Origin of the sequence: Tateyamaria sp. ANG-S1 (assembly GCF_000814025.1) — a bacterium.
Classification (GTDB): Bacteria; Pseudomonadota; Alphaproteobacteria; order Rhodobacterales; family Rhodobacteraceae; genus Tateyamaria.
In genome coordinates this window covers 19,800-45,502 of record NZ_JWLL01000003.1, presented here as the reverse complement: position 1 = coordinate 45,502, position 25,703 = coordinate 19,800, and the positions used below count along the sequence as shown (strand labels likewise).

General features: G+C 61.9%; 29 protein-coding genes. 8 read left to right on the top strand and 21 right to left on the bottom strand.

Going from position 1 to position 25,703, the window contains the following annotated elements:
• Nucleotide 1: 1 nt before the first annotated feature.
• The 16 genes from RA29_RS02045 to RA29_RS01970 form a co-directional block, all read right to left on the bottom strand.
• Nucleotides 2–919 carry a branched-chain amino acid--2-keto-4-methylthiobutyrate aminotransferase gene (locus tag RA29_RS02045; protein WP_039682515.1) on the bottom strand — a complete coding sequence of 306 codons (918 nt, stop codon included), beginning with the start codon at nucleotides 917–919 and terminating at the stop codon, nucleotides 2–4.
• Between the two features lie 48 nt (nucleotides 920–967).
• Nucleotides 968–2,146 (bottom strand): aminotransferase class I/II-fold pyridoxal phosphate-dependent enzyme, encoded by a 1,179-nt coding sequence (locus RA29_RS02040; protein ID WP_039682513.1) that lies wholly within the window; start codon nucleotides 2,144–2,146, stop codon nucleotides 968–970.
• Nucleotides 2,147–2,235: 89 nt separating this feature from the next.
• Nucleotides 2,236–3,534 carry an FAD-binding oxidoreductase gene (locus tag RA29_RS02035; protein WP_039682512.1) on the bottom strand — a complete coding sequence of 433 codons (1,299 nt, stop codon included), beginning with the start codon at nucleotides 3,532–3,534 and terminating at the stop codon, nucleotides 2,236–2,238.
• Nucleotides 3,535–3,580: 46 nt separating this feature from the next.
• Nucleotides 3,581–4,942, bottom strand: coding sequence for a glutamine synthetase family protein (locus RA29_RS02030; RefSeq protein WP_039682511.1), 1,362 nt, complete (start codon nucleotides 4,940–4,942; stop codon nucleotides 3,581–3,583).
• Nucleotides 4,935–5,624 (bottom strand): type 1 glutamine amidotransferase, encoded by a 690-nt coding sequence (locus tag RA29_RS02025; RefSeq protein WP_039682510.1) that lies wholly within the window; start codon nucleotides 5,622–5,624, stop codon nucleotides 4,935–4,937. Before RA29_RS02025 ends, RA29_RS02030 begins: the two co-directional genes overlap by 8 nt.
• A 39-nt stretch (nucleotides 5,625–5,663) precedes the next feature.
• A complete protein-coding gene (locus RA29_RS02020; RefSeq protein ID WP_039683789.1) occupies nucleotides 5,664–6,998 on the bottom strand; it encodes a glutamine synthetase family protein in 1,335 nt (444 codons plus the stop codon).
• Between the two features lie 48 nt (nucleotides 6,999–7,046).
• Nucleotides 7,047–7,853: an ABC transporter permease subunit gene (locus RA29_RS02015; protein WP_039682508.1), complete on the bottom strand. Its 807-nt coding sequence runs from the start codon at nucleotides 7,851–7,853 to the stop codon at nucleotides 7,047–7,049.
• On the bottom strand, nucleotides 7,850–8,734 hold the full coding sequence (locus tag RA29_RS02010; protein ID WP_039682506.1) for an ABC transporter permease subunit: 885 nt from the start codon (nucleotides 8,732–8,734) through the stop codon (nucleotides 7,850–7,852). The genes RA29_RS02015 and RA29_RS02010 overlap by 4 nt, the downstream gene beginning before the upstream one ends.
• Before the next feature lie 51 nt (nucleotides 8,735–8,785).
• Nucleotides 8,786–9,508, bottom strand: a complete 723-nt coding sequence (locus RA29_RS02005; protein WP_039682503.1) for a transporter substrate-binding domain-containing protein — start codon at nucleotides 9,506–9,508, stop codon at nucleotides 8,786–8,788.
• A 27-nt stretch (nucleotides 9,509–9,535) separates the two neighbouring features.
• The gene (locus tag RA29_RS02000) at nucleotides 9,536–10,318 is read right to left on the bottom strand and encodes an amino acid ABC transporter ATP-binding protein (protein ID WP_039682501.1); all 783 of its coding nucleotides are present in this window, start codon (nucleotides 10,316–10,318) and stop codon (nucleotides 9,536–9,538) included.
• Nucleotides 10,319–10,433: 115 nt separating this feature from the next.
• Nucleotides 10,434–11,171, bottom strand: coding sequence for a PhnD/SsuA/transferrin family substrate-binding protein (locus tag RA29_RS01995; RefSeq protein WP_039682499.1), 738 nt, complete (start codon nucleotides 11,169–11,171; stop codon nucleotides 10,434–10,436).
• Nucleotides 11,168–11,602 carry a TerB family tellurite resistance protein gene (locus RA29_RS01990; RefSeq protein ID WP_039682497.1) on the bottom strand — a complete coding sequence of 145 codons (435 nt, stop codon included), beginning with the start codon at nucleotides 11,600–11,602 and terminating at the stop codon, nucleotides 11,168–11,170. The genes RA29_RS01995 and RA29_RS01990 overlap by 4 nt, the downstream gene beginning before the upstream one ends.
• 24 nt (nucleotides 11,603–11,626) lie before the next feature.
• Nucleotides 11,627–12,061 carry a TerB family tellurite resistance protein gene (locus RA29_RS01985; protein ID WP_039682495.1) on the bottom strand — a complete coding sequence of 145 codons (435 nt, stop codon included), beginning with the start codon at nucleotides 12,059–12,061 and terminating at the stop codon, nucleotides 11,627–11,629.
• A 6-nt stretch (nucleotides 12,062–12,067) separates the two neighbouring features.
• On the bottom strand, nucleotides 12,068–12,841 hold the full coding sequence (gene rlmJ / locus RA29_RS01980; RefSeq protein ID WP_039682494.1) for a 23S rRNA (adenine(2030)-N(6))-methyltransferase RlmJ: 774 nt from the start codon (nucleotides 12,839–12,841) through the stop codon (nucleotides 12,068–12,070).
• Between the two features lie 167 nt (nucleotides 12,842–13,008).
• The gene (locus RA29_RS01975; protein ID WP_052249418.1) at nucleotides 13,009–13,632 is read right to left on the bottom strand and encodes a ferric reductase-like transmembrane domain-containing protein; all 624 of its coding nucleotides are present in this window, start codon (nucleotides 13,630–13,632) and stop codon (nucleotides 13,009–13,011) included.
• Between the two features lie 3 nt (nucleotides 13,633–13,635).
• Nucleotides 13,636–14,124: a hypothetical protein gene (locus tag RA29_RS01970; RefSeq protein ID WP_039682491.1), complete on the bottom strand. Its 489-nt coding sequence runs from the start codon at nucleotides 14,122–14,124 to the stop codon at nucleotides 13,636–13,638.
• A gap of 239 nt (nucleotides 14,125–14,363) precedes the next feature.
• On the opposite strand from RA29_RS01970, the gene RA29_RS01965 reads away from it, so the two are divergent.
• Entirely contained in the window at nucleotides 14,364–14,975 is a 612-nt protein-coding gene (locus RA29_RS01965; RefSeq protein ID WP_152612896.1) for a hypothetical protein, read from the top strand.
• Nucleotides 14,976–15,032: 57 nt separating this feature from the next.
• On the opposite strand, the gene RA29_RS01960 is transcribed toward RA29_RS01965, so the two are convergent.
• Both RA29_RS01960 and secG read right to left on the bottom strand, forming a co-directional pair.
• A complete protein-coding gene (locus tag RA29_RS01960) occupies nucleotides 15,033–16,676 on the bottom strand; it encodes a CTP synthase (protein WP_039682489.1) in 1,644 nt (547 codons plus the stop codon).
• 160 nt (nucleotides 16,677–16,836) lie between these two features.
• Nucleotides 16,837–17,202, bottom strand: coding sequence for a preprotein translocase subunit SecG (secG, locus tag RA29_RS01955; protein ID WP_039682487.1), 366 nt, complete (start codon nucleotides 17,200–17,202; stop codon nucleotides 16,837–16,839).
• Between the two features lie 115 nt (nucleotides 17,203–17,317).
• Here secG and nthA point away from each other — a divergent pair, with 115 nt between their 5' ends.
• From nthA to RA29_RS01940, 3 genes are read left to right on the top strand one after another with little or no spacing between them, the layout of a single operon-like run.
• Nucleotides 17,318–17,935, top strand: coding sequence for a nitrile hydratase subunit alpha (nthA, locus tag RA29_RS01950; RefSeq protein WP_039683783.1), 618 nt, complete (start codon nucleotides 17,318–17,320; stop codon nucleotides 17,933–17,935).
• A complete protein-coding gene (nthB, locus tag RA29_RS01945; RefSeq protein ID WP_039682485.1) occupies nucleotides 17,932–18,606 on the top strand; it encodes a nitrile hydratase subunit beta in 675 nt (224 codons plus the stop codon). Before nthA ends, nthB begins: the two co-directional genes overlap by 4 nt.
• Nucleotides 18,603–18,911, top strand: coding sequence for a nitrile hydratase accessory protein (locus RA29_RS01940; protein WP_039682483.1), 309 nt, complete (start codon nucleotides 18,603–18,605; stop codon nucleotides 18,909–18,911). Before nthB ends, RA29_RS01940 begins: the two co-directional genes overlap by 4 nt.
• A gap of 60 nt (nucleotides 18,912–18,971) precedes the next feature.
• Here RA29_RS01940 and RA29_RS01935 read toward each other — a convergent pair whose 3' ends face one another.
• Nucleotides 18,972–19,370, bottom strand: a complete 399-nt coding sequence (locus RA29_RS01935; protein ID WP_039682481.1) for a DUF6524 family protein — start codon at nucleotides 19,368–19,370, stop codon at nucleotides 18,972–18,974.
• A gap of 172 nt (nucleotides 19,371–19,542) precedes the next feature.
• Here RA29_RS01935 and RA29_RS01930 point away from each other — a divergent pair, with 172 nt between their 5' ends.
• The 3 genes from RA29_RS01930 to RA29_RS01920 are packed head-to-tail and all read left to right on the top strand — an operon-like array spanning nucleotide 19,543 to nucleotide 21,701.
• The gene (locus RA29_RS01930; protein WP_039682480.1) at nucleotides 19,543–20,835 is read left to right on the top strand and encodes an adenylosuccinate synthase; all 1,293 of its coding nucleotides are present in this window, start codon (nucleotides 19,543–19,545) and stop codon (nucleotides 20,833–20,835) included.
• 10 nt (nucleotides 20,836–20,845) lie between these two features.
• Nucleotides 20,846–21,061 (top strand): DUF2842 domain-containing protein, encoded by a 216-nt coding sequence (locus RA29_RS01925; RefSeq protein WP_039682478.1) that lies wholly within the window; start codon nucleotides 20,846–20,848, stop codon nucleotides 21,059–21,061.
• Nucleotides 21,054–21,701 (top strand): phytanoyl-CoA dioxygenase family protein, encoded by a 648-nt coding sequence (locus RA29_RS01920; protein ID WP_193743443.1) that lies wholly within the window; start codon nucleotides 21,054–21,056, stop codon nucleotides 21,699–21,701. Before RA29_RS01925 ends, RA29_RS01920 begins: the two co-directional genes overlap by 8 nt.
• A 75-nt stretch (nucleotides 21,702–21,776) precedes the next feature.
• Here RA29_RS01920 and RA29_RS01915 read toward each other — a convergent pair whose 3' ends face one another.
• Entirely contained in the window at nucleotides 21,777–23,921 is a 2,145-nt protein-coding gene (locus RA29_RS01915) for a hypothetical protein (RefSeq protein ID WP_039682476.1), read from the bottom strand.
• Nucleotides 23,922–24,057: 136 nt separating this feature from the next.
• Between RA29_RS01915 and RA29_RS01910 the strand changes: the two genes are divergently transcribed.
• On the top strand, nucleotides 24,058–24,777 hold the full coding sequence (locus RA29_RS01910; RefSeq protein WP_039682474.1) for a thiamine diphosphokinase: 720 nt from the start codon (nucleotides 24,058–24,060) through the stop codon (nucleotides 24,775–24,777).
• Here the strand turns inward: RA29_RS01910 and RA29_RS01905 are convergent.
• The gene (locus RA29_RS01905) at nucleotides 24,695–25,612 is read right to left on the bottom strand and encodes a DMT family transporter (RefSeq protein ID WP_039682472.1); all 918 of its coding nucleotides are present in this window, start codon (nucleotides 25,610–25,612) and stop codon (nucleotides 24,695–24,697) included. The two genes, RA29_RS01910 and RA29_RS01905, sit on opposite strands and share 83 nt — an antisense overlap.
• Nucleotides 25,613–25,703: the final 91 nt, after the last annotated feature.

Genomic DNA, 25,703 nt, shown 5'->3' with positions numbered 1-25,703 from the left:
ACTACGTCTGGTCTTCGGTTTCAAATTGAACCGGTATCCGGTGCATATCGCGCATGATCCAGTCAAAGTACTTGGCCCGCAGGGCCGTGGCGACGGGTCCGGCAGTGCCGTTGGAAAAGTGCCGGTCGTCGACACGCGCGACGGGGATAACACCGCCACCGGACGTCGATAGGAACACCTCGTCCGCGCGCCAGAATTCACTGAGCGGGAGAAGGCGCGTTTCTGTCTGCAAGCCCGCCTCCGCACACATCTCAAGAACCGTGCGCCGTGTGATACCGTGCAAGACACCGTGATCGGATGTCACGACCCGATCGCCAAAGACGGCAAACACGTTAAAGCCCGGGCCCTCTGTGACGTGGTCCGCGTGATCCAGCAGCAGTGTCGTCTCAAACCCCTTGTCTTTGGCCTCGAACAGGCCCGATGTGAAGTCGCCCCAGTGGTAGTTCTTGACCTTGGGGTCCACGCTGTCGGTCGGAATACGGCGAACCGATTTCGCGATCCAGACAGACGTGCCCCGAGCCGCAATATCGGGCTTGACGATGTGAACATAAGGAACGCACCAGGCGTAAAAATGGTTTGTGCAATCACGCGGGTCACGGCTGCCTTGGACGGGATTGCGCCCACGTGCTGCAACCATAGCGACATAGGCATCTTGCAGGCCGCTGGCCGCCACCATCTGGTGAAGGGCCGAACAGATGTCAGCACGATCCATATCTATGTCATAACGTCCGGCGGTCAGCGACGCGATGAAACGGTCCACATAGTCGTCCAGCCGAAAGAACGCCCGGCGCCATACGGGCACCACGTCGTACACCGTATCGGCGTGCGTCAGGCCCCAGTCGGTCACGGGAATTGCTGCGTCTTGCACAGGAATGATTGTGCCACCCATCCACGCGGCACCGTTTGATAAATCGGTCATGCCACAACACTAACCAGCAGTGTCAGCGCTGCAATGGCCCTGCAGCGCTCAGGCGGCGCGGGGTTCTGTCGCCGTTGCCACCGCGTCGCACAACGCATCTGCCACCGCATCCAGGGTATCGGTCGGCAGGTGCACCGGCAGACGCACATCACAGGCGCGCATCAGCATGGCCCGCGTCTGCGGCAAGTCGGGCAGGTTGGGGATGAATTGCCAGTTCCAAAAGGCGCGCGCATTGTCCGCGCTTGCGCCAAAGACCTGAACCTTGACCCCGCGCGTGGCTGCTGCGGCAACGAAGGCGTCTACCTGTGCATCTGTCATGTCGACCAGGTTGAACTGGATCGAGTCAGGTGCGCGGATCTCGCCCGCAAGCGGGTCCGGCACGTGGATGTGGGCGCTGCGTTCCAGCAAGGCGGCCACATGGTCATGGTTGCGCCGCCCGTCTTCGACCCGCTTTGCCAGATGTGGCAGTTGCGGACGGATCACAGCAGCGCTCAGGTTCGACATGCGCAGGTTGTAAAGCGGCCACTGGTTCTGGTGCCGGGCAAAGGCATCCTGAAGGACCGGGTGTTTCTTCCAATTGTGCTCGTACGCGCCGGACATAATGATCGCGCGGGCCACCAGATCGGCATCATCGGTGATCATGATCCCGCCTTCGCCAGCGTTGATCATCTTGTAGGACTGGAAGGAGAAGCAGCCGATGGTCCCGATGGTCCCGATCTTCTGGCCGTTCCACAGCGTGCCCAGAGAATGGGCCGCATCCTCGATCACCGGCACATGTGCAGCACGGCACAGGGTCATGATTGCGTCCATGTCCGAGGTGTGGCCGCGCATGTGGCTGATGATGACGGCCTGCACCGTGGGCAGCTTCGCCACGAAGTCGTCGATGTCGATGCGGTAGTCATCCCGCACTTCGCACAGCACCGGCAGGCAATCGGCATGCAGAACCGAGGACGGCACGGCGGCAAAGGTAAATCCGGGGATCAGCACGCGGGCATCGCGGGGCAGGTCCAGCGCTTTGAGCGACAGGAACAGCGCCGCCGAACATGAGGACACGGCCAGCGCGAATTTGCTGCCCATCATCTCGGCAAATTCAGCTTCCAGCAGGGAAACGGGTGCGTCTTGCGGCGCCGTGTAGCGGAACAGATCGCCGGAGGTCAGGAGTCTGTCAATCTCTGCCCGGGCGGCAGCGGGGATGGGCTCGGCGGAGTGCATGTCGGGCAGGGTCATATTTCAGAATCCTTATGCTCGGTTTTTGGTTTTCTAAATCCGATAGGCGCAAAAGGAAACGATTTTGTGACGCACAGGCGGGATTGAGGTCAGACACCCAGCCTGTCGCGCAGGCTGTACCAGGTCATTGCAAGCACCAGGAGCGGGTTACGCAGCCGTGCGCCGCCCGGAAACGGGCGCGAGGGGATGGCTGCCATGGAATCGAATCCGTCCGATTGACCTTGAATGGCCCGCGCCATCAACATGCCGGCATGGGTTGCGGTTCCCACGCCGTGCCCGGAATAGCCCGATGCGCTCAGGACATTGGGGCCCAGCCGCGCCAGATAGGGCAGGCGCTTCATCGTGATGGCGAGTGTTCCGCCCCAGGCGTAGTCTATGGGCACGTCGGAAAGATGGGGGAAGATCTCTGCCATCGGCGCGCGCACCTTTGCCGCGATGTCGGTTGGAAAGCGGTAGCCATAGCTTTCGCCGCCGCCAAACAGCAGACGGTTGTCATGGCTAAGCCGGAAGTAGTTGATCACGAAACGGCCATCGGCCACCGCGATGTCGCGGGTGAGCACGCGGGCAGGGTCTTCTAGCGGTGCTGTGGCGGCGATGAAGTTGTTGATGGGCATCACGCGCGCGGCAACGTGCCTGTTCAAACGACCCAGATAGCCATTGCAGGCGAGTATGAGATGCTCGGCTGCGACACTGCCCGCCTTGGTTTGAACCTCAATCCTCGCGCCTTCAGCAATTCCTGTCACCGTGCTGCGCTCAAAGATTGTCGCGCCCGCGTCCTCTGCGGCGCGCGTCAGACCCAGCGCAAAGCGCAGCGGATGAAGGTGCCCCGAAAGCGGGTCGATCACTCCACCGCGATAGGCGGGCGACGGGCAGATGTCGTGAAAGGTGTCCCGGTCCAGCACCTCAAGCGTGTGGTCGTAGTGCCGCGCCATGTGATCTGCGTAGGCGTGCAGCTCTGCGACATCTCCATCACTCTCTGCGGTCCACGCCACGCCGGGACGATACAGACAGTCGATCCCATAGGCATCGATCAGATCGCGGACCAGATCCGTAGCCTCAAGCCCCAGATCCCACAGCCTGCGTGCATCCGCCTTGCCTAGCATGTCCTCAAGATGGGGCTGTTCAACCCGCTGCCCGGTGCCAAGCTGCCCGCCATTGCGCCCCGAGGCGCCAAAGCCCACGCGCTGCGCCTCAAGCACGACGACACGCCGACCGGCCTGCGCCAGATGCAGCGCCGCCGACAGCCCGGTATAGCCTGCGCCCACGATGCACACGTCCGCCTGCATCTGTCCCTGCAACGGTGCACGCACATCTGGGATGTCAGCCGTGGCCGCATACCAACTGTCCGGATACGCACCGGGCTGATCATTGGCCGTCAGAAGGTCCATTCTTCCCTATTTCCAAAAAATCCTCCCCGAAGGGCCGTTTTGCGGCCTAGACGTTCAGCAGCAAATGCTCGCGCTCCCATGGCGAAATGACCTGAAGGAACTCGTCGTACTCAGCGCGTTTCACAATGGAATAGACGCGCGCGAATTCGGTTCCCAAAACCTCGTGCAGATCGGTGGCTTGATCAAACAGATCAAGGGCCGAGCCCAGAACGCGCGGAATGTCTCCGTCGCCCTCATACGCATCCCCCCGGAACTGGGCTGAGGGCCTCTGTTCCTGGATCAGACCGAGATACCCGCACGCCAGTGAAGCCGCGATGCCAAGATATGGGTTACAATCCATCCCCGCGATCCGGTTCTCGACCCGCCGCGCCTGCGGCTCGGACAGGGGGATGCGGATACCGGTCGTGCGGTTGTCGCGCCCCCAGGCGAGGTTGATCGGGGCGGCATGGTCCTTCACGTAGCGGCGGTAGCTGTTGACGAAGGGGGCCATGACGGCAAGTGCCGCAGGCAAGTGGCTTTGCAGACCTGCGATAAAGTGAAAGAAGGCGTCGGTGTCGCCCTCCTGCGGGCCGACAAACAGGTTTTGCCCGGTCTCCATATCGATGATCGAATGGTGGATGTGCATGGCACTACCGGGCTCGCTCGCGATGGGTTTGGCCATGAAGGTCGCAAAGCAGTCGTGGCGCAGCGCCGCCTCGCGGATCAGACGCTTGAAATAGAACACCTCGTCGGCAAGCTTGACCGGATCGCCGTGGCGCAGGTTGATCTCAAGCTGGCCTGCGCCGCCCTCCTGCGTGATGCCGTCAATCTCGAACCCCTGCGCTTCGGCAAAATCGTAGATGTCGTCGATCACCGGGCCGAACTCATCCACGGCTGTCATCGAGTACGCCTGCCGCGCAGCCGCGGGGCGGCCGGACCGGCCCACCATCGGCTCGATCTCTTGCGCCGGATCAAGGTTGCGGGCGATCAGGAAGAACTCCATCTCGGGTGCTACAACGGGTTTCCAGCCCCGGTCCTTGTAAAGCTGCACCACCCGCTTCAACACGTTGCGGGGGGAGAAGGGCACCGGGTTGCCCTTGCGGTCATAGGCGTCGTGGATCACCTGCAGCGTCCAGTCACCGGTCCAGGGCGCTGCAGTGGCCGTCGACATGTCCGGCTTCAGGATCATGTCCTTTTCGATAAAGCCGTCCTCGTCCGCAGCCTCGCCCCAGTCGCCGGTTATGGTCTGATAAAAGATGCTGTCTGGCAGATGGAAATAGTCCTGCCGCGCGAACTTGCTGGCGGGCACCGCCTTGCCCCGCGCGATGCCGGGCAGGTCCGCGATGATGCACTCGACCTCGTCCAGCCGCTTGCCTTCAAGGTAAAGCCGCGCTGCTTCGGGCAGCCGTGTGGTCCAGGGTTCAGACATCGACGCGCGCCCCCTGTTTCAAAAAGGCAACCATGTCTTCGGCCACCTTGTGGCGCTGGGTTGGCATGCCAAGCTGGGCGCGGGCCCCCTCAATCAGCGGGACAGGCACGACGCCGGGCGCGCGGTGCGTGGCCAGCGCTTCCACCATCTCCGAACCGAATTCAGGGTGGGGCTGGATGGTCCAGATGCGGTCGCCATAGACAAGGGCTGCGTTCTCGCAAAAGTCGTTCGACCCAATGACTTCGGCCCCCGGCGGCACCTCAACCACCTGATCCTGATGCCATGCGTTTACGGCGACCGTCTCGCCCTTGTAGGTGTATTCGCGCCGACCCACAGACCAGCCGCCATCGAACTTCACGACCTTTCCGCCCATGGCTTGCGCGATGATCTGATGACCAAAGCAAACGCCAATCATTGGACGGCCCGAGACATGAATGGCGCGGATCAGACTCTCAAGCGGCGGTATGAACGGGTGATCCTCATAGGCCCCGTGCTTTGAGCCTGTCACCAACCAGCCGTCGCACACCTCCGGCCCGTCGGGAAACTCCATATCGACGACGTTGAAGGTCTGGAAGTCAAAGCCGTGCCCGTCCAGAACACGCGCGAACATGGCGTCATAGTCGCCCAGGCTGCCCAACACTTCGTCGGGCGCGTGGCCGGTTTGCAGAATGCCGATTTTCATGGATCACCTGATGGTTACGCCGCGAAGATAGTGCGCGGCTCAAACGCTGTCGAGGTAGATTTCGGTCTGTTCCTCGGGGCTGAGGTCGGCCATGTGCTTCGCCTCCTGCCGCTTGGTCATCAGTAGGTTGCGGATCAACTCGGCATCGAAGACTCGGGCGATCTCCGCGCTGGTTTCAAATGCGACCATAGCCTCGTCCCACGTGTCAGGCACTTGCGGCAGATCCTGCGCATAGGCGTTTCCGGTGATTGGCGCAGGTGGCTCGGCTGCATCCTCGATCCCGTTCAGTGCTGCCCCCAACACGGCGGCGATGGACAGGTACGGGTTCACGTCGCCCCCGGCCAACCGGTGTTCGATCCGGCGCGCAGGCGCAGGCCCCGAGGGCACACGGATCGCCGCCGTCCGGTTCTCATAGGCCCAGGCGATGCCCGTGGGCGCATGCGCCCCCGGCACGAGGCGAGCATAGGAATTGGCATGCGGTGCAAAGACCAGCATGGACCCGGGCATCGCCGCCAGACAGCCCTGAATGGCGTGGCGCAATGCGTCACTGCCAGCCTCCGTGCCGTCATCAAAGATGTTCTTGTCGTCCTGATCCAGCACCGAAAAGTGCATATGCAACCCGTTGCCCGCATAGTCCGGATAGGGTTTGGCCATGAAGGACGCCGCAAACCCGTGCTTGCGCGCCAGCCCCTTGACCAGCATCTTGAACAGCCACGCATCATCCGCCGCCTTCAGCGCATCGGGCTGGTGAACGAGGTTGATCTCAAACTGACCCAGCCCGCTTTCGGAAATGGCGGTATCCGCGGGAATGTCCATTGCCTCGCATGCGTCATAGAGCTCGGTAAAGAAATCGTCGAAAGCATCGAGTGTACGCATCGACAGGATCTCACCCGCTACCCGGCGCTTGCCCGAGCGCGGCGACGGCGGCACACGCAACCGGCTTCCTGCATCGTCGATCAAAAAAAACTCAAGCTCTACAGCAACTACAGGCGTCAACCCTCTGTCCGAGAACCGCTTTTGTACGTCAGCCAAAGCATGACGTGGATCGCCCATAAAGGGGCGGCCGTCCTCGTGATACATCCAGATCGGCAGCAATCCCGTGGGCGTATTGAGCCAAGGCATCGGCACAAAACCACGCGCGGTCGGGCGCAGAACGCCGTCGCGATCGCCGCTCTCCATGACAAGCGGGCTGTCCTCAATATCCTCGCCCCAGATGTCGAGGTTCAGAACAGACATAGGAAAGCGCGTCCCTTCTTGAGTGACCTTGTCGGCAAAGCGCACCGGCATCCGCTTGCCCCGCGCCACGCCATTCAGATCGGCCGCCGCCACGCGGATCGCGCGGATTTCGGGGTTATCGACAAGCCAATCGTGCATCATGCTCTTCTTCTGACTAAAAATACCACCGCCGGAGGCACAAAATCTTCACCGGATCAGGTTCATGCGCAGTTTCATCTTCTGGCGCGTATTGGCGGGCAAATGGCGGTTCAGCCGCCGGTTCACAAGGCCAAAGATGCCTATGATGATCAGTGTCAACAGGATGAAATATCCGGCCAGGATCGGATAGGGGATGAACGGATTGAACGTCTTGTCCGCAAAGTAGTTCGCGTAGTAAAGCGCATCGCCCCGCTGCTGCCACGCCGGAAAGCCCGAGAAGTAAACAAGCGTGGTAGCGTGAAACAGAAAGATCGCCTCGTTCGTGTAGGCTGGCCAGCCCAGCCGAAGCATCGTTGGCCACACAACTCGCTTGAACCGGGGCCAGCCGGACAGGCCGTAAGCATCGGCGGCCTCGACTTCGCCCTTGGGGATGGACTGCAATGCGCCATAGAAGATCTCGGCCGAGTAGGCGGCCGTGTTCAGGAACAACACGATCAGTGCGCCCAGCCAAGCGGCGGAAAACGGGTCGAAGAACGGATGCACGCTCTTGAGTTGCAGGAACAGGAAATAGGCAAAGAAGAACTGGATAAAGAGCGGCGAGCCTCGGAAGATGAAAATGAACCATTCCGATGGTTTGCGGATCAGCTTGGACTGCGCGTTCTTGCCCATGGCAACAGCCGTGGCCAGCATGAAGCCGAACACAAGGGCAAGCAGCCCGAAATAGATGTTCCAGATCATGCCCGACCCGATCAGGGTGAACTGCTGGCACAGCGTGAAGTCCTCGCGCGGCAAAAGCCGCTCGCCAATGCCGATGGAACGCAGGCCGTAGTCGGCGATGGTCTGGAGACAACTCATACTGCAGCCTTCCGCTGTGCTTCACCGCCCGTCGTCGCTTGTCCACGGGTCAGGCGCACCATCAGCCGGTCCAGCACGATCTCGGACGCGCGGGTGAACATCAGATAGAAGATCAGCAGTGCAAGAAAGTACCACATCCGCCAGTCGCCATGTGGATACTCGGTAAAGCGCGACGTCTTGGTCCCGCCCAACTCACGCGCCCAATAGACGATGTCCTCGACCCCCAACAGAAACAGAAGCGGCGTCGCCTTGATCAACACCATCCACAGGTTCGACAGGCCCGGCAGGGCAAACACCCACATCTGTGGCACCATCACGCGCCAGAACGTCTGTCGCGGGGTCATGCCGTAGGCTTCTGCGGTCTCAAGCTGCGCCTTGGGCACGGCGCGCATTGCACCGAACAGCACGTTGGCAGCAAAGGCGCCGAACACGATGGCAAAAGTCAGAACAGCAAGACCAAAGCCGTAGGTTTCGTGAATCCATTGCGGTGCATTGCCTAAGGGCATCTTGGCGGCGGCACAGACGACAAAATCGTTGCCCTGCCGAACCGGCTCGGTCCAGTCGGGGCAAAGCGCGCGGTGGCGCAAGTATTCAATGGCCTGATCCAGCGCGATGACAAAAAACAGGAAAAATGCGATGTCGGGCACGCCCCGAACAATCGCGATGTAGCCGCGTCCCAACCACGACACGGGCGCGATGCGCGAGCGTGCGGCGGACGCCCCGGCGAAGCCAAAGGCAAGGGCCGTGGGTGCCGTGATGGCCAGCAAAAGAAAGACAGTCAGCACCGACCAATAGATCGACATGTGCTTGCCCGTGGTCAGGTAGCACGCCATCCACTGCCAGTCGGGCAGGGTGCTTGGGTCGGTACAGAAGGAAAACATGAACGTCAGAAAAACGAGGGCGGAGGTGTCCTCCGCCCTGCCAAGAGGTCTTTAAAAGCCGTCGCCGATTTCCCATTTGGCGATCAGCGCGTTCAGCGAGCCATCTTCCTTCATCGAGGTGATGGCGGCGTCGAACTTCTCTTTCAGCTCGGTGTCGCTTTCGCGCAGGCCAAGACCGATGCCGCCGCCGATCAGCTCTTCCTTGTCGAGCATCATCAGGTCGGCATCTTCGTCGGCGATGGGCGTCAGGAACGCCTTGTCGGCCAGCACCGCGTCGGCTTCGCCGTTTTTCACAGCAGCGATGGTTTCTTCGGGCGTTGCGAATTCAACCAGTGTCGCGCCAGTTTCGGCGATGAAGGCGGCCTGGATCGTGTTGGCTTGGGCTGCCAGAACGCCGCCTTCCAGATCGACATCAGCCGACATTGCGACATAGGCCGACGGGTCGGGCAGGGTGTAGTTCTGGGTAAAGTCGATAACCTCGTCCCGCTCATCCGTGATGCTCATGCCCGCGATGATCGTGTCGTAGTTGCCGGACACGAGGTTGGGGATGATGCTGTCCCATTCGTTGGTGACCCACTCGCAGGTCAGCTCGGCCCGCGCGCACAGCTCGTCGCCCAGCTCGCGCTCGAACCCGTCCACTTCACCGGCGTCATTGATGAAGTTGTAGGGAGGGTACGCGCCCTCGGTGCCCATACGCACGACCGAGTGGCCATCGGCCAGTGCAAAGGTTGCGGTCATTGCGACAGCAGCCGTCGAAAAAAGGATGGATTTCATAAGTGATACTCCCGTTGGTTTATATGTTTACGCAGCGTGGGTTGCAGAGAGAAACCCGCGCAGTCGTTCGGATTTGGGGGCGCCGAAGAGATCGTCGGGCGCCCCTTGTTCTTCGATCCGGCCCTGGTGCAAAAACACGACATGATCGCTCACGTCATGGGCCAGCTTCATGTCGTGCGTAACGATCAGCATGGTCCGCCCTTCGGCGGCCAAGTCCTTGATCACCTTGACGACTTCCTGTTCAAGCTCGGGGTCGAGCGCGCTGGTTGGCTCGTCAAAAAGTAGCGCCTCGGGCTCCATGCAAAGCGCGCGGGCAATGGCCGCGCGTTGCTGCTGGCCGCCAGAAAGTTGGGCCGGATAGACGTCGCATTTGTCGCCGATCCCAACCTTGTCGAGATATGCGCGCGCGGCCTTTTCAACCTCGGCTGGATCGCGGCGCAACACGGTCACGGGGGCTTCCATCACGTTCTGCAGGATCGTCATATGGGCCCACAGGTTGAATTGCTGGAACACCATCGACAGGTTCGTGCGAATGCGCATCACTTGCTTGGCGTCAGCAGGGCGGCGGCCGTGATCGCGGCCTTTCCATATGACCGGTTCGCCCTTGAACAGCACCTCGCCCTGCTGGCTGTCTTCGAGCAGGTTGCAGCATCGCAGAAGGGTCGATTTGCCTGAGCCGGACGAGCCGATCAATGACACCACATCGCCGCGTTTTGCCCGAATATCCACGCCTTTCAACACCTCAAGGGCGCCATAGGCTTTGTGCAGGTTGCGGATTTCAATAACAGCAGTGTCGGACACGTGGGGCAGCTACGTCTGTTTCGATCAGACGGTATAAGGGAGGAAAAGATGTGCCTTGTCCACGGGCAAAAGGAACGTTTTGCCTGCCATTTGCGCAAATTGACGTTGGGTGACGCCGGATTGATCAGGGCGCAGGCGGTATGGGCAGGTCGAGGTAGGCAGAGGCTGGGATGTCGACCAGCCCCTTGAGGCGCAGATCGCACCGGTCCTCGTGCGACATTGCAGCGATGGCTGTGCGCACCGCATCCGCAATTGGTGCGGGATCGCGATCCAGTGCGGTGATATAGGGCAGTGCCGGTGTTGGTTCGGTCGTGTCGAAAGCTTCGAGATAAGCAACCGCATCCATATCTTCAGCGCCCCAGAGGAGCATTGTTACGGCGTCGATGGCTGCGTAATCTGCTGTTTTTAACAGCACACTTTGAATGCTTACCAAGTGGGACCCGGTTTGTTTGATCCGCTTCGGTCTTAGCCCACGCGCCGCCAAATGCGTCACCGGAGCGGCCCAACCGGATTGTGATAGCGGTTCGTTGTAGGCCATAACCCCTCGTTTCGAAAGCTCTCTCAAGGACCGGGGGTCGTCGCGCCGTCGGATCAGGTAACTGAAGTAGTACCCCGATGGACAGTCTGGCAGGTCATAATCTGGCGTGCCGACAAGTGTGACCTGGTCACGCAACCGTGCCCGATACGGCAGGCCACACGTCTGGGCCAGAAGCAGGTCGGAGGCCTGCCATTCCGTCCATGGATCACCGTCGCGCGTCAGGTGATCGGGGCCATATCCAAGGGCCGTACGTATGCCCGCCCAGAGCCGATCATGGGCGTCACGCAGATGCGGCATGTCGTACATGCCGAGCGATGCGATCATCCGCTGACGCGCTGGCGCGCCTTGGCGCTGTCTTGGTCGGTGATGCCCAGTAAGTTGGTGACCAGCCGCAAGAGCGCGTCCTCTTCCTGCGCGCGCTGCCCGTCTGCCAGAACGACCTTCCACAGCGCTTCGATCACGGCAAGGCGGTCTTCGTAGGCGACGGCGTCTTTGATGGCGCGGGTGAAGCGCACGGTGTCGGGGGCTTCGGTCTCCATTGCTTCCGCTTCAGCTCGCAAAGCCTTGGCATCATTGATAGAAAGCCCGTAGCGGTCCTGCGTGATCTGGTCGATCAGCGCCTGTTCGTCGCCGGAATAGTCGTTGTCGGATCGGGCCACGCGCACCAACAAAGCGGTGAGGGCCAGCCGGGCGTCAGCGTCTTGCAGGGGGGCGGGTTCGGGCTGGATCAGCCGCTTGAGGAGGTCTTGGAACATGTGTGCGATATAAGCCGGAAGCGTCTAGTCGCCAAGCGCTTGCGTGCGGATCGCGGCACTGTCATCGGGCGTGATGGCGAGGGCGGCTTCGATCTGGTGCAGCACGTCCTCTTCGATGCGGGCGTGGTCGCCATCGGCCAGCAGTACCTGCCACATGGCCGATGCGAGCATGAGGCGATCCTCGTAAGCGACTGTTTCCCTGAGAATATCCGTGAACTCCGGCGTACCGGGCGCGTGCCGTTCCAGCGCTTCGCAGGTGGCGCGCAGCTTTGCGGCTTCCAGTGGTTTAAGATTGAAAGTGGCGGCGAGGATCTTATCAATCGCGGCCACTTCGGGGGCCTGATATTCGCGGTCGGCCATTGCAACACGCACCAGCAACGCGCCAAGCGCCAACTGCGGTGTCGGTTCCGGCAGGGGTTTGGTTTCTTTGGGTCTTTTGGGGAATAGGCGTTCGAACATGGGCGGTCACTTCAGCTTGTTGAAATGAGTTTTCAGAATTGCGGCCTCTTCGGCAAGGCCGAAGGGCGGGTGGATCACAAACAGGCCGGATCCCACCATGCCGTGGCCGGGTTTTGCCGGGGGGAAGCGAACCTCGTGGCGGAGGGCATCGGGGTGATGTTTCACAAGGGATTTCAGCATGTTGTCGTGTGCATTTGATGCCAGGATCGGATACCACAGGGCAATGATACCGACATTCCAGGCGCGTGCATATTTCCGGATATGGCCGGGGATGGTCTGGTAGTCGTCCTTCACCTCAAAGCTCGGGTCGATGAGCATCAGGCCGCGGCGCGGTGTGGGCGGCAGGATCGAATGCGCCATGGCGAAGCCGTCGGCGCGGTGGACCTTGGCCGTTGGCAGGGCCAGTTCGAGGGCGTTGTGCTCGGCCGGATGCAGTTCAGCGATGGTCAGGCTGTCGGTGTTCCGCAGCGTTTGTGCGGCGATCAGGGGTGAGCCTGGATAGGCGTTTTGTCCATGTAAGTCAGTGGTTTGCGTCAGGCACTTCGCGTATGGATGGTCGGCGGAAAACCAGTCCTTGGCGCGTGCAATGCCTTGCGCCGCCTCACCTGTTTTCACCGCTTCATCTGTGCCTAGATCATAGAGTGCGCGGCCGCCGTGGGTCTCGATATAGCTGACCGGTTTGTCCTTGCGCGTGAGGTAGGCGAGCATCCAGGCGAGCAGGCTGTGCTTGTGGACGTCGGCGAGGTTTCCGGCGTGGTAGATGTGCTGGTAGCTGAGCATGGGCGCTTATGGCCCGATGGGCACCGTACGCGCAACGGTTAACGGGCCACGCGCGGGATCGAGGTGAAAATGCGGGTTAACGCCAGAAAAACAAGGGAAATGGGCCATGCACCGCGCGTACACCCCCTGTGCACCCCCCGTACACCGGATTGGCGTAAACCCCATGGTTAACGATGCGTGCGGTGCGAAGTGTTGCCAAAGGGTAAACGGGGCCAGAGCCCCTTTGTCCGCAGGATGCGGCTCATGGCGAGCAGGATCAGAAGGCCGAGGATCCATTTTGTGACAGGCTCCATCGTGCCCTGGATCTGCAGGGCGTGGAGGACGGTGCCGCCTGCAACCGCAATCGTGAGTGCGACGTGCAATCGGCGCCAGTTTTGCAGCCGGATGGGCAGGCGCTTGCGCAGCGCGGCGACAAGGGCAGCGGCAAAGACGGCCCACATGGCAATGGCGCCCCAGACAGCAAAGGGGGTAGGCGAGCGGAACAGCAGGACGTCGATCACGTCAGGCGGGCTGGTGATCCAGAGGCCCGCCACATGGCCCATGACGGCGAGGACGAGCAGCACGCCCGTGACGCGGTGGATGCGTCGGCTGCGCGCTGGCGGAAGGCCAGGCAGTTTGCCGATTGCCAGAAGCTGTTGGACGAGGATCAGCGCCATGCCGATGATCCCGGCGAAACCGGAGCCGATGTAGATCCCCTCGCGCCATTGCAAAAGCGGGCTGAAGGCCGCCGCCACAATCGGGGCGAGGAGTGCAACGACGAGTGCCGCCCAGATCAGGCAGGTGCGGACCAAAGACTAGGCCGGGACCAGCACGAATTGCACGTCGAGCGTGGTGTCAGAGGCGCTGGCCATGATCGGGCGCAGGAACACCGTCTCGAACCCGTTGTCATCGAATTCGGCGTCATAGGCGAGGTGCCCGTGAGGCTGGCCGAAGGCGGGCACGATCTGGGGCATGTCCATCTGGAAGCGCCCCTGAGCGTCGGTGAGCGTCGCGCCGTGGCTGCGTTCGTCCCGTTCGTGTCCTTCGGTCGTGTGCGCCCACATCTGGATACGCGCATTCGGGATCGGTGCGCCGTCGCCTGCGCGCAGCACGGTGCCAGTCATCAGGAAGCCGCCCCTGCCGATGCGGTCAACGATGGGCGCGCCGGGGCGATAATTGTTGGCGCCGCCGCGCATGGTCGGCGTGGGGGCGAGCCCCTGGGCGCGGGCAGGCAAGGTGAGGCCGGTGGTCAGCACCGCGGCGGAGCCGGTGGCAAGCAGGGTGCGACGGGCAAGTTGGGTCATGGAACGTCGTCTCCTTTCGCTGGGATGGCACAAAGGTAATGTAGCTGCGGCCAGTGTGAAGCACATGCACGCGCTCGTGAAGCGCGGCTTCGGGTGCTTTGACGTATCGGGTGCATCTGGCTTGCCTTGGTTCTGTGCGGGAATTGTCTAAAATTTGATCATATTTCGTCCGAGTGTTGTCAAATCACGATGGCAAACCTTACCAGATCGTAAACCATCTGACTAAGGCGGAGGCCCTCGTGTCGCTCAAATCTCGGTTTTTTCGCAAGCTTTTTGCCGGTGCTGCGCTGGCTTTTGGACTGTGTGCATCCGGCGCCCATGCGCTGACGCTGGATACTTTCAGTGGGCAGTTGCGGGGCGCCAGCGACGTGAATGTCGGCGGGTCGCTCTATTCAGTGTCTTTTCGGGACGGATCCTGTTTCGACCTGTATAGTGGTTGTGATGAGGCATCAGACTTTGCCTTTAGCACCGCAGCCGACGCGCAGGCCGCATCGCTGGCCTTGCTGGATCAGGTGTTCCTGAATTCCTCGCTTGGACGGTTTGACACGGACCCGGAGTTGACTTTGGGCATTGAAAGCACTCAGCTCGGTGTCATCCTGACCCCTTATCAAGGCGACAGCTTCACAGCCTTGGGCTACGGTGCGGTGAACGGGAACCGACGCAACAATGATGGCGCTTCGGCGTTGTCTTTCTCGGCCACGGACGTGTCCACCAGCAGCTTTTTCAGCTACGCCGTGTGGACCCCGAACCCGTCGCTGGCAGCCGTTCCGCTGCCGCCTGCTGTTCTTATGTTGCTCACGGCCTTGGGCGGTGTCTTTTCCATGCGGTTTTTCGGAGCCCGCCGGGCCTGATCGCTAGACATATGCGCTGTGACCGTGCCACCTGTCGGTGGCGCGGTTTCGCGTGTCCTAGACCAGACGCGACACGTCCTTGGCCGCGCGCACGAAATCCTCGAACAGCGGGTGGGGTGCGAAGGGCTTGGATTTAAGCTCGGGGTGGAACTGCACGCCGATGAACCACGGGTGATCCGTCCATTCCACGATTTCGGGCAGCCGCCCATCGGGGGACATGCCAGAGAAGCAAAGCCCTGCCTTTTCAAGCTGTTCGCGGTATTTGATGTCGACCTCGTAGCGGTGGCGGTGCCGTTCGTCGATGGCCGTAGTGCCGTAGACCTGTGCCACCCGTGAACTCTCGGTCAGTGTTGCGTCATAGGCACCCAGACGCATGGTGCCGCCCTTGTCGTCGCCGACCTTGCGTTCGACCTTGTGATTGCCCTGCACCCATTCCTTGAGGTGATAGACCACCGGTTCGAAGCGCTTTTTGCCCGCCTCGTGGTCAAACTCTTCCGATCCCGCGGCTTTGAGGCCCGCGACGTTCCGTGCCGCTTCGATCACGGCCATTTGCATGCCTAGGCAGATGCCAAGGTAAGGCACTTTGCGCGTGCGGGCGAATTCGGCGGCCTTGATCTTGCCTTCAGTTCCGCGCTCGCCAAAGCCGCCGGGGACGAGGATGGCGTTGAACCCTTCGAGGTGGGGTGCCGGGTCTTCATTGTCGAAGAGCTCGGCATCGACCCACTCGACCTTGACCTTGACCCGGTTGGCCATGCCGCCATGGGTCAGCGCCTCGGCGATCGACTTATAGGCGTCTTCAAGCTGGGTGTATTTGCCAACGATTGCGACCTTCACTTCGCCTTCGGCGTTGTGGATGCGGTCGGAGACGTCTTCCCATTTGGTGAGGTCCGGCTTGGGCGCGGGCGAGATCTGGAAGGCGTCGAGCACGGCCTGGTCCAGCCCTTCGGCGTGGTAGGCGAGGGGGGCGTCGTAAATGGTGGAGAGGTCCTGCGCCGCGATCACGCTGTCGGGACGGACGTTGCAGAAGAGGGCCAGCTTCTCGCGCTCCTTGGCAGGGATTGGGCCCTCGGACCGGCAAACGAGGATGTCGGGCGCGATGCCGATGGAGCGGAGTTCTTTCACGCTGTGCTGCGTGGGCTTGGTTTTCAACTCGCCCGAGGCTGCGATGTAGGGCAGGAGCGTCAGGTGCATGAAGATGCACTGGCCGCGCGGCTTGTCCTGGCTGAACTGGCGGATGGCTTCGAAGAAGGGCAGACCTTCGATGTCGCCCACGGTGCCGCCGATCTCGCAGAGCATGAAATCGACCTCATCATCGCCGATCTCGATGAAATCCTTGATCTCGTTGGTGACGTGGGGGATCACCTGGATCGTTTTGCCCAGGTAGTCGCCTCGGCGCTCTTTCTCGAGCACATTGGAGTAGATGCGGCCCGAGGACACGGAATCGGTCTTGCGTGCGGCCACGCCCGTGAACCGTTCGTAGTGGCCAAGGTCGAGGTCGGTTTCGGCGCCATCATCTGTGACGAACACTTCGCCATGTTCAAAGGGCGACATGGTGCCGGGATCGACGTTCAGGTAGGGGTCGAGCTTACGGAGCCGTACGGAGAAGCCGCGCGCCTGCAAAAGCGCACCCAAAGCGGCAGAGGCGAGCCCCTTGCCCAGCGATGACACAACGCCGCCCGTGATGAAGATATAGCGTGCCATGTTCGGTGCATCCCCCGTGGTTCAGTCTGGCCAAAAGCCGCTGTGAGTGGACGCGCAGAATGCGTTCCCCACGGGGCCTCAGTATAACAGGATTCGGTTCAAAGGGGCAAGGATGCCGCAACATGATGTTGCAGCTTTTCCGATGCCCGCAAGGTTTTGTTTAGTCGGCGCTTGGCACCAGCGGCGCGCTGTCATCCGCGCTGGGAGGCAGCAGGTCGCTGCCGGGCGGCACCAGATCGTTACCGGGCGCGTTCTGTGCAGGCGGCGTGATGCCCAGCTGATCGATGACGGACGTGCCAGACGCATTTTGCGCGGCAATGATCGTCAGCGTGATGGACGTGATCGTGAAGGCGATCCCAAGGATCCATGTGACCTTGCCCAGTGCCGTGGCCGGGGGCCGTCCAGCGGTCGCGCCGCCGCCACCGCCGCCCATGCCCAGCCCGCCCCCTTCGGAGCGCTGCATCAGCACCACGGCAATCAGGCCGAGGGCGAGGATCAGGTGGATGATCAGGACGACGTTTTCCATGGAAGCGTTTGGCTCTCTGCTGCGCGATGGGCGGTATCTAAGCAAGTTTGGGATGGGGGGCAAGGGCGGTTTCAGCCTCTGGACAATTGACGGTGGGGCGGCCCATGATCGGCCCATGCCACATGACCATTCCGACCACGATCACCCGCATTCCCTGTTGCCGTCAGACCCCGCCCTGCGGGTCAAGGCGCTGGAAACCATCCTGACGCAGAAGGGGCTAGTTGATCCTGCGGCGCTGGACGAGATCATCGACACTTATGAAAACAAGATCGGACCTAAGAATGGTGCGCACGTGGTCGCGCGCGCCTGGTCCGATCCTGATTTCAAGGCGGCTTTGCTTGTGGATGCTGACCCGGTTCTGGCGGAGATGGGGTATTATGGCCGTCAGGGCGAACATATGGTGGTGGTGGAGAACACGGATGCGGTCCACAACATGGTCGTCTGCACGCTCTGCTCTTGCTACCCGTGGCCTTTGCTAGGTATCCCGCCGGGCTGGTACAAATCCGACGCCTATCGCTCCCGCGCGGTGCGTGAGCCGCGCAAGGTTCTGGCGGAGTTCGGTGTGACGTTGCCCGAGGGGCAGGCTGTGCGCGTCTGGGATTCGACCGCAGAGGTGCGGTACCTGGTGCTGCCGCAGAGGCCCGAGGGCACGGATGGGTTGGACGAGGCCGCGCTGATGGCGCTTGTCACCCGCGACAGCATGATCGGCTGTGGACTGGCGGCCCGCCCATGACTCGTGTGCACGATATGGGAGGACGGTTCGGTGATGGGCCGGTTGTGTCCGAGCCCGAGCACGTCAAGTTTCATGCCGACTGGCATCCGCGCGCGCTGGCGATCACGCTGGCCTGCGGATCGCTGGGGCTGTGGAACCTCGATATCTCGCGCCATGCCCGCGAACGGCTGACGCCCAAGGATTATGGGCGGTTTTCCTACTATGAAAAGTGGATGGCTGCGCTGGCGGACTTGCTGGTCGAGACGGGGGCCGTGACCCGGGCAGAGTTGGAACAGGGCACGTCCGATGGCGCGAGTGACCTCGCCAACAAGCGCTTGGCCGCAGCGGCGGTCGCGGGTGTTCTGGCCAAGGGCGGGCCAGCGACGCGCGACAGCAATGTCGCCCCGATCTTTGCCATTGGCGATGCGGTCCAGATCCGTTCTGTCCCCGAGAACGTTATGGTGTCCGGCGGGCACACGCGGCTGCCGTCCTACGCAGCCGGGGCCACCGGGACGATTGTTCGCCTACACGGCGCGCATGTCTTGCCCGACAGCAATGCGCACCGGCTGGGTGAGGCACCCGAGCCGCTTTATGCGGTTGCCGTCAAGGCGCGGGACATCTGGGCGCATCCGGAACATCCCGACGATGAGGTGATCCTCGACCTCTGGCAAAGCTATCTGTCGGCACCATGAGGCCCGAGCCGGTTTTCGAAGCCCCGTGGCACGCGCAGCTTTTTGCGCTGACCGTGCATTTGAACGAGGCGGGGCATTTTGCGTGGCCCGACTGGGCGGAGCGCTTCGGCGCAACGCTCAAACGCCACGGGCTGGAGAGAGAGCTGAACGGTGGCGACGACTATTTCTTGGCCTGGCTCGAAACCCTCGAAACCCTTCTGACGGACACAGGCGCTGCGGAGGCGACGGCGCTTCGCGACATGCGCGCCGCGTGGGAGGCGGCCTATCTCCGAACGCCCCATGGCGCACCGGTCACGCTCGACTGATCTTTCACTTTGCCAGATAAACTCCGGGGGTGAGGCCGTAGGCCGAGGGGGCTGGCCCCCTTACCGCTCGTCGACATCATCCATATCGGCCTGACCGGAAAGGCGGCGACGTACGTGGCTCCAGTTCAGGCCAACGCCCAGAACCAAAGACAATGCAAAAAGTCCAAGCCACGTGTTAACGCTGTTGTTGTCGAGCGCGAGCAGGCCCAGATCGTAAAGCACCCAGAGCCCCGCGCCGACCACCGCAAGCACCAGTGCCATGCCTAAGCCGCCGATGGAGCGGAGCGTGGCGCGCAGGTAGATGATGTAGGCGATCAGCAAAAGCAGTCCGCACAGCACGGCGATCGACAGGTTTTCCGACCCATACTGCAGGGCCCAGGACACGTAGTTGTATTCGGTGGGGTTGTATGTCGCGGCGAGGAGCCCGAAGGCGAAGAGCCAGCGTGCGAGAAAGCCCATGGTGCGGTTCCTTGGTCGTCGTCTCGCTTTGATGGACCGGATGTGGCACTTGCTGCAAGCTTCGGGAGCCTCCGGCGGTGGTATTTTTCGTCAGAAGAAGACGAGATAGCGGTTTGCCTCTGGGCCGCGCATCGTTATACGGGCGCGGGTTTGCTTTCTGAAAGGGCATCAAATGGCCAATGTGGTGGTTGTCGGCGCGCAATGGGGCGACGAGGGCAAGGGCAAGATTGTTGACTGGCTGAGCGAGCGGGCGGATGTGATCGCGCGCTTTCAAGGCGGGCACAATGCCGGTCACACGCTGGTCATTGATGGTGAGGTCTACAAGCTCCATGCGCTTCCGTCTGGCGTGGTGCGGGGCGGCAAGTTGTCGGTCATCGGCAACGGTGTGGTACTGGACCCCTGGCATCTTGTGTCCGAGATCGAGACCTTGCGCGGGCAGGGTGTCGAGATCACGCCCGAGACCCTGATGATTGCCGAGAATACGCCGCTGATCCTGCCCATTCACGGCGAGTTGGACCGTGCGCGGGAATCGCAGAACTCGGTCGCCAAGATTGGCACAACGGGGCGCGGCATTGGTCCGGCTTACGAAGACAAGGTGGGGCGCCGTGTGGTTCGTGTGGCCGATTTGGCCGATGAGACGACGCTGGAACTTCGCGTGGATCGCGCTTTGATCCACCACGATGCGCTGCGGCGCGGATTGGGTCTTGATCCCGTGGACCGGGATGCGCTGATTGCCAAGTTGAAAGAAGTAGCGCCGGCCATCCTTGAATACGCGGCCCCGGTCTGGAAGGTGATGAACGAGGCGCGCAAGGCAGGCAAGCGCATCCTGTTCGAAGGAGCGCAAGGCGCACTTCTGGACATTGATTTCGGGACATATCCCTTTGTCACCTCGTCCAACGTGATTGCGGGGCAGGCGGCCACAGGTGTTGGCATGGGGCCGGGCAGTATTGATTTCGTGTTGGGCATCGTGAAGGCCTATACCACCCGCGTGGGCGAAGGGCCGTTTCCGACCGAGTTGGAGGATGACGACGGGCAGCGCCTGGGCGAGCGGGGCCATGAGTTTGGCACGACGACTGGGCGCAAGCGACGCTGCGGGTGGTTTGATGCCTGCCTTGTGCGTCAGACCTGTGCCACGTCCGGCGTGAACGGGATTTCGCTGACCAAGCTGGATGTGCTGGACGGATTCGAGACGCTGAAAATCTGCGTGGGCTATGAGTTGGATGGCGAGACGCTGGACTATCTGCCCACCGCCGCCGACCAACAGGCGCGCTGCACGCCGGTCTATGAAGAGATGCCGGGCTGGTCGGAATCGACCGAGGGCGCGCGCAGTTGGGCCGATCTGCCTGCCAACGCGATCAAGTATGTGCGCCGGGTCGAGGAGTTGATCGACTGCCCCGTCGCGCTACTTTCTACCTCGCCCGAGCGTGAGGATACGATCCTGGTCCGGGATCCGTTTGCCGACTAGGGAGGCCTAAATGGCGCTGCGCTACAAGACCCGGAAGCGATTGTCGCTGCTGATCCTGATCGTCGGGCTGCCACTCTACATCATCGTGGCTGTCAACATTGTTGCCTTGTTTGATCGGCCCTCCGTGCTGGTGGAGTTGCTGGTCTATGTGGGCCTGGGCGTGTTGTGGGCCTTCCCGCTCAAGGCGGTGTTCAAGGGGATTGGTCAGGCGGATCCGGATGGGTAACCGGACCGAGTTCGAGCAGACCGGGCGGACATGGTTTCGCGGTCTGCTGCGATCAGACGTGCTAGGGTACCTGAGACAAGCGCAGACGGAAAATGGCAGGCTAAACGCCGCCCATCCTGTTTTACAAGCTGACCCGCCTTGGCTGGTGGCACTTCGGGAGCATTGGCCCGGAATGCGCCAGGTGCGCGGCGTTGCCTTTTCCAAGGATGCGGAGGACAACTGGGCAGTACCATGGCATCAAGATCGGATCATTGCCGTCTTGGAGCGCCGTGAAACACAGGGATTTGACGCATGGTCTTGCAAGGACGGCGTTTGGCATTGTGCCCCGCCTGTTTCCGTCCTTGAACACATGCTTTTTGTGCGTCTGCATTTGGATGATTGCAGCGCGCAGGAAGGGGCCATGGAAATCGCCCTTGGCAGTCATCTTGCAGGGATTATAGCGACATCAGACGCGGCGGCGGTTGCTGAGACATGCGAGACGGAAGTGACCGAAGCCAGAGCCGGGGATGTCCTTGTGATGCATATGCTGTTGCTGCATCGTTCGACGCCATCCCGGTCGGGAGCGCCTCGCAGGGTGTTGCGCGTTGATCTGGCAGACCGCGCATTGCCCGCGCCCTTGGAATGGGCGCTTCCGATCTGACAGGAGCGGTTTCATCCGGGGATGAAAAAAGGCGCCCTTGCAAGGGCACCTTTTCTTTGGGTTCGCGCAGAGGGCCTAACCCGCTTCGCGTTGATCGGGGCGGTAGCCGATGTCGCCGGTGACGGCAAAGCGGCCCCCTTTGATCTTTTCGATCTTGCCCGCACGCAAAAGCTGGCCGAAGGAGCGCAGCCCGTCTTCGCGGCTGAAATCCTCGCGCTCCACCTGGCGCACCTTGGTCATCAACTGCGGGCGCGAGAACTGGTCGCGGCCTTCGACAAAGCTGAGATAGCTTGCCGCGGCTTCCAGCAGGGCGGGCAGGTCGTGGGCGCCCATATCGGCGGCGTAATCGGCAAAACTGCCTTTGTCGCCAGGTGTCGTCGTCTCTTCCACTGTGGCGACCCGGCGCGGCGTGACAGGGCCCTTGGGGGCGCCGCCGACGTCCACGCGCTGTTCAGCCACCAGCTTGAGCGGGGCGGGACGCTCGGTGCCCGGGCGTGCATCACGTTTGTCGCGTGTTTCAGGACGGCGCGGTTTGACGACCGAGGCAAGATCGGAGCGGAACGCGCCTTCATCCTCGTCGGTCTTTTGACCGATCCCGGCATCTGCCTTTTTCGCCATAACGGCTGCCTTCAGATGCTGGAACGCATTCCGGCGGCGCGAGCCCTCGGGCTCCTCCATCTGGTTGTCGGCCTCGGCCATCAGGCGCTGGACGTCGTCGTCCTTGACGGGCTGTGTTTCGGCCTCGGCGGGTGCATCGTCTTGGGCGGGCGCGTCTTCGGTCTCCTCGACCGCGCCTGTCACATCCGACACGGCGTCATCGGCCTCTGCATCGCCCGTTTTGTCCTCGTCGGCCTGTGGCAGTTCCGCTTCCACCTCGGCGAGGTCGGCGAGCAGTTCCGCCTCTTCCGCCTCCGACAGCGAGCTGTCGGTGGGCGCGTCGCCATCCGTCACCTCTTCGAGCGCGCCGCTCGCGATGGCGGCGTCAATGTCGGCACGCTTGACCTTGATGACGCGGGCGCGCGGCTTGGCTGGGGCGTCGGCGGCGACCGGCGTTTCGGCGGTGTCGTCAAAGATGTTGTCATCCTTGTCTTCGTCCGTCGTCGGCTGATCGTCATCCGCGGCCATCAGGGCGGCCAGCGTGTCGAGGCCCATGTCGTCCTCGTCTTCGTCCGCGGCGTCGGCTGTGGGCAGGTCTTCCGCTTCGGCCTTGGCGCCTTCGGTGGCTTCGCTTTGCTCTTCCTCCACGACAGGCGCATCTTCCGTCTCGTCATCCGCGGTGGCATCGCTTTCGAAGCGGGCGAGGATGTCGGCGATCGGGTCGTCGTCCTCTGCCTCGACCGCAGGTTCCGCGTCGGTGGCTTGTGCCGCTTCCAGCTCTTCTGCTGTCTCTGCGAGGATCGCCTGCGGTTGTGCATCCTCCTCGGCAGCGTCATCCGCAGCGGAGGGGGCGAAGGCATCGGCATGTTCGTCCTCGAACATCTCGTCTTCTTCCACCTCTTCTTGGCTTTGCGAGACGACCGCGCGGATACGTTGCAACTTGGCCGCGATGCTGTCTGGGGCCGGGGGTGTTTCGATGACCGGTTCAGCCACCAGTTCCACGTCGGCAGGTTCCTCCTCGACCGGGGTTGCATCGTCCTGGGCGCTGGCAAAGAATTCTTCGGCTTCGGCTTCGGCTTCGGCTTCGGCTTCGGCTTCGGCTTCGGCTTCGGCTTCGGCTTCGGCTTCGGCTTCGACCTCAGGCGCGTCGGTCAAAGCCTCGACAATTGCGGCGTCGTCTACTTCGGAGCCATCCACGAGGACGGGCGGGGTGTCTTCCATCACCGGCGCGTCCGCTGCTTCTTCCGCATGTTCCGGTTGTTCGTCGACTTGCGGCTCTGGCGCACTGTCGGGCGCGCGCGCAACGGCGGGGGCCGCCGTCGCTGCGGCGATGGCCATCGGGGATGCGGTGCTGGCATCTGGCGCTTGCGTGTCCGCGCTCAGGACAATCCGGCCTTCCTGCTCGCGCGCCTGCACGCGGCGCGAGATCTCACGCTCGGCGATGCGTGCCAGCATCTCTGCATCGGGTTGCGGTGGCTCGGCCCCAAAATATCTGTCATCGGCGGCCAAATCGCGGAAATACTCTGCAATCGCCTTCATCGTGCCGAAACTGTCGTCAAATCCTTCCAACGTGCACGAGAAGGTGCCGTAGGATACTGTCAAAATCTTATTATTATTCATCATCGGATGCTCGTCCTCTGCTGATACGCAAGGATGGACTAGGACACAGTCGGGGCCAAAGCGGCCCGAATCTGTGCCATCAAACGTATCATTTCAGGGCGAGATTGTGATGTGTTTCCGAAAATTGCATTAATTTGCCATGATTCCCCCAATTCTTCAGAGCACTGATCCCGTGGCCTTGTTTGGCGGAGGTGAGGCCAGCGCGGCAGATGTGCGTGCGGTTCAGGCACTCGCCACCCGGTTCGTCGCTGCCGATGGCGGTGCGGCTTTGGCCCTGCGGGCGGGGGTGACGCTGGATGCAGTGATTGGAGATTTCGACTCCGTCTCGGGCGATGATCTGGCCGCCATTCCGCTGGAACGGCAGCACCATATCGCGGAACAGGACAGCACCGATTTCGACAAGGCGCTGCGCCACATCGCGGCGCCCGTGGTGCTGGCGGTGGGTTTTCTTGGCGGGCGCGTGGATCATCAGCTTGGGTGTCTGAGCGTTCTGGCGCGCTATCCCGACCGGCCTTGCATTCTATTGGGCCGTGACGAGGTTCTGATGCTGTGCCCGCCGCAGCTGGACCTGCCCACCCGGCCCGGCGACGTGGTGTCGCTTGTGCCGCTTGCCCCGGTGCAAGGGACCTCAACCGGGTTGCGGTGGCCGATTGATGGGCTTCAGTTTGATCCCATCATGCGGATTGGAACGTCGAATGAGGCGGAAGGGCCCGTGTCATTGACCATGACCGGTCCGGACATGATCCTGATTGCGCCGCGCCACTGTCTGGAGGGCGTCACGCAGGCGCTGGTTCAGGCGTCTCCATCCGCGAGATGGCCCGTTCGCGCAGAACGATGTATAGCCCAGCCGCAATCGTAATGCAGATGCCCACAGCGGCGAGGCCGTTGGGCAAGTCGCTGAACACGATGAACCCGATGATCGTAGCAAAGGGAATTTCCAGGTACTGCATGGGGGCCAGCGTGGCCGAGGGCGCATAGCGCAGCGACCAGGTCATCAGCAGGTGGGCGAGGGTGCCCAGACCCCCGATGGCCAGAAGCAGCGACCATTCCATTGCGTCAGGCCGGATCAGTTCGATCCCCGGGATCTCGCGCCCTTGCAGCAGGAACACCAGCGGACCCATGATCACGATCGCCATCACACCACTGACCGCCTGCAGGCCGATGGGGTCCGTTTCCTTGGCGATCTGCCGGGTGACCAGCATGAAGACCGAGAAGTTGACCGCCACGAACAGCGGCAGAAGCGCAGGCCAACCCACCTCGACAAAGCTGGGCTGGACGACGAGCAGCGTTCCGATGAAGCCCACGATACAGGCCATGAGCCGACGGCTGCCCACCTCTTCGCCCAGCACGTACTTGCCCAAGAGCAGCATGATGAACGGCATGACAAAGGCAATGGCGACGGCGTCCGCGAGTGGTAGATATTGCAGGGCGGTGAACATGGCGCCGATGCCGAGGATGTGGAGGACCGTTCGGAAGAGCGTGAGCCAGAACACCCGCCCCCGCATCCTCCACAGCCGCGAGCCTGCCCAGACGATGGGGATCAGGATCACCGCCTGAACCGCAAAGCGGATGAGGACAAGCTGGCTGAGGGGGACCGACTGTCCCAACACTTTCGCCACCGCGTCTCCGACCGGAGCCACGATGCAAAAGCCCAACATAAGGAGGATGCCGAGAAAGGGACGGTCTTGATCCATCCGTTTACGCTACCGGGTAGAGGATCAAGCGCAACAGCTTGTTTGAGGCGTGGGTGACGCGCATTGGCGTCAAGACGTCATGGGGCGGCTT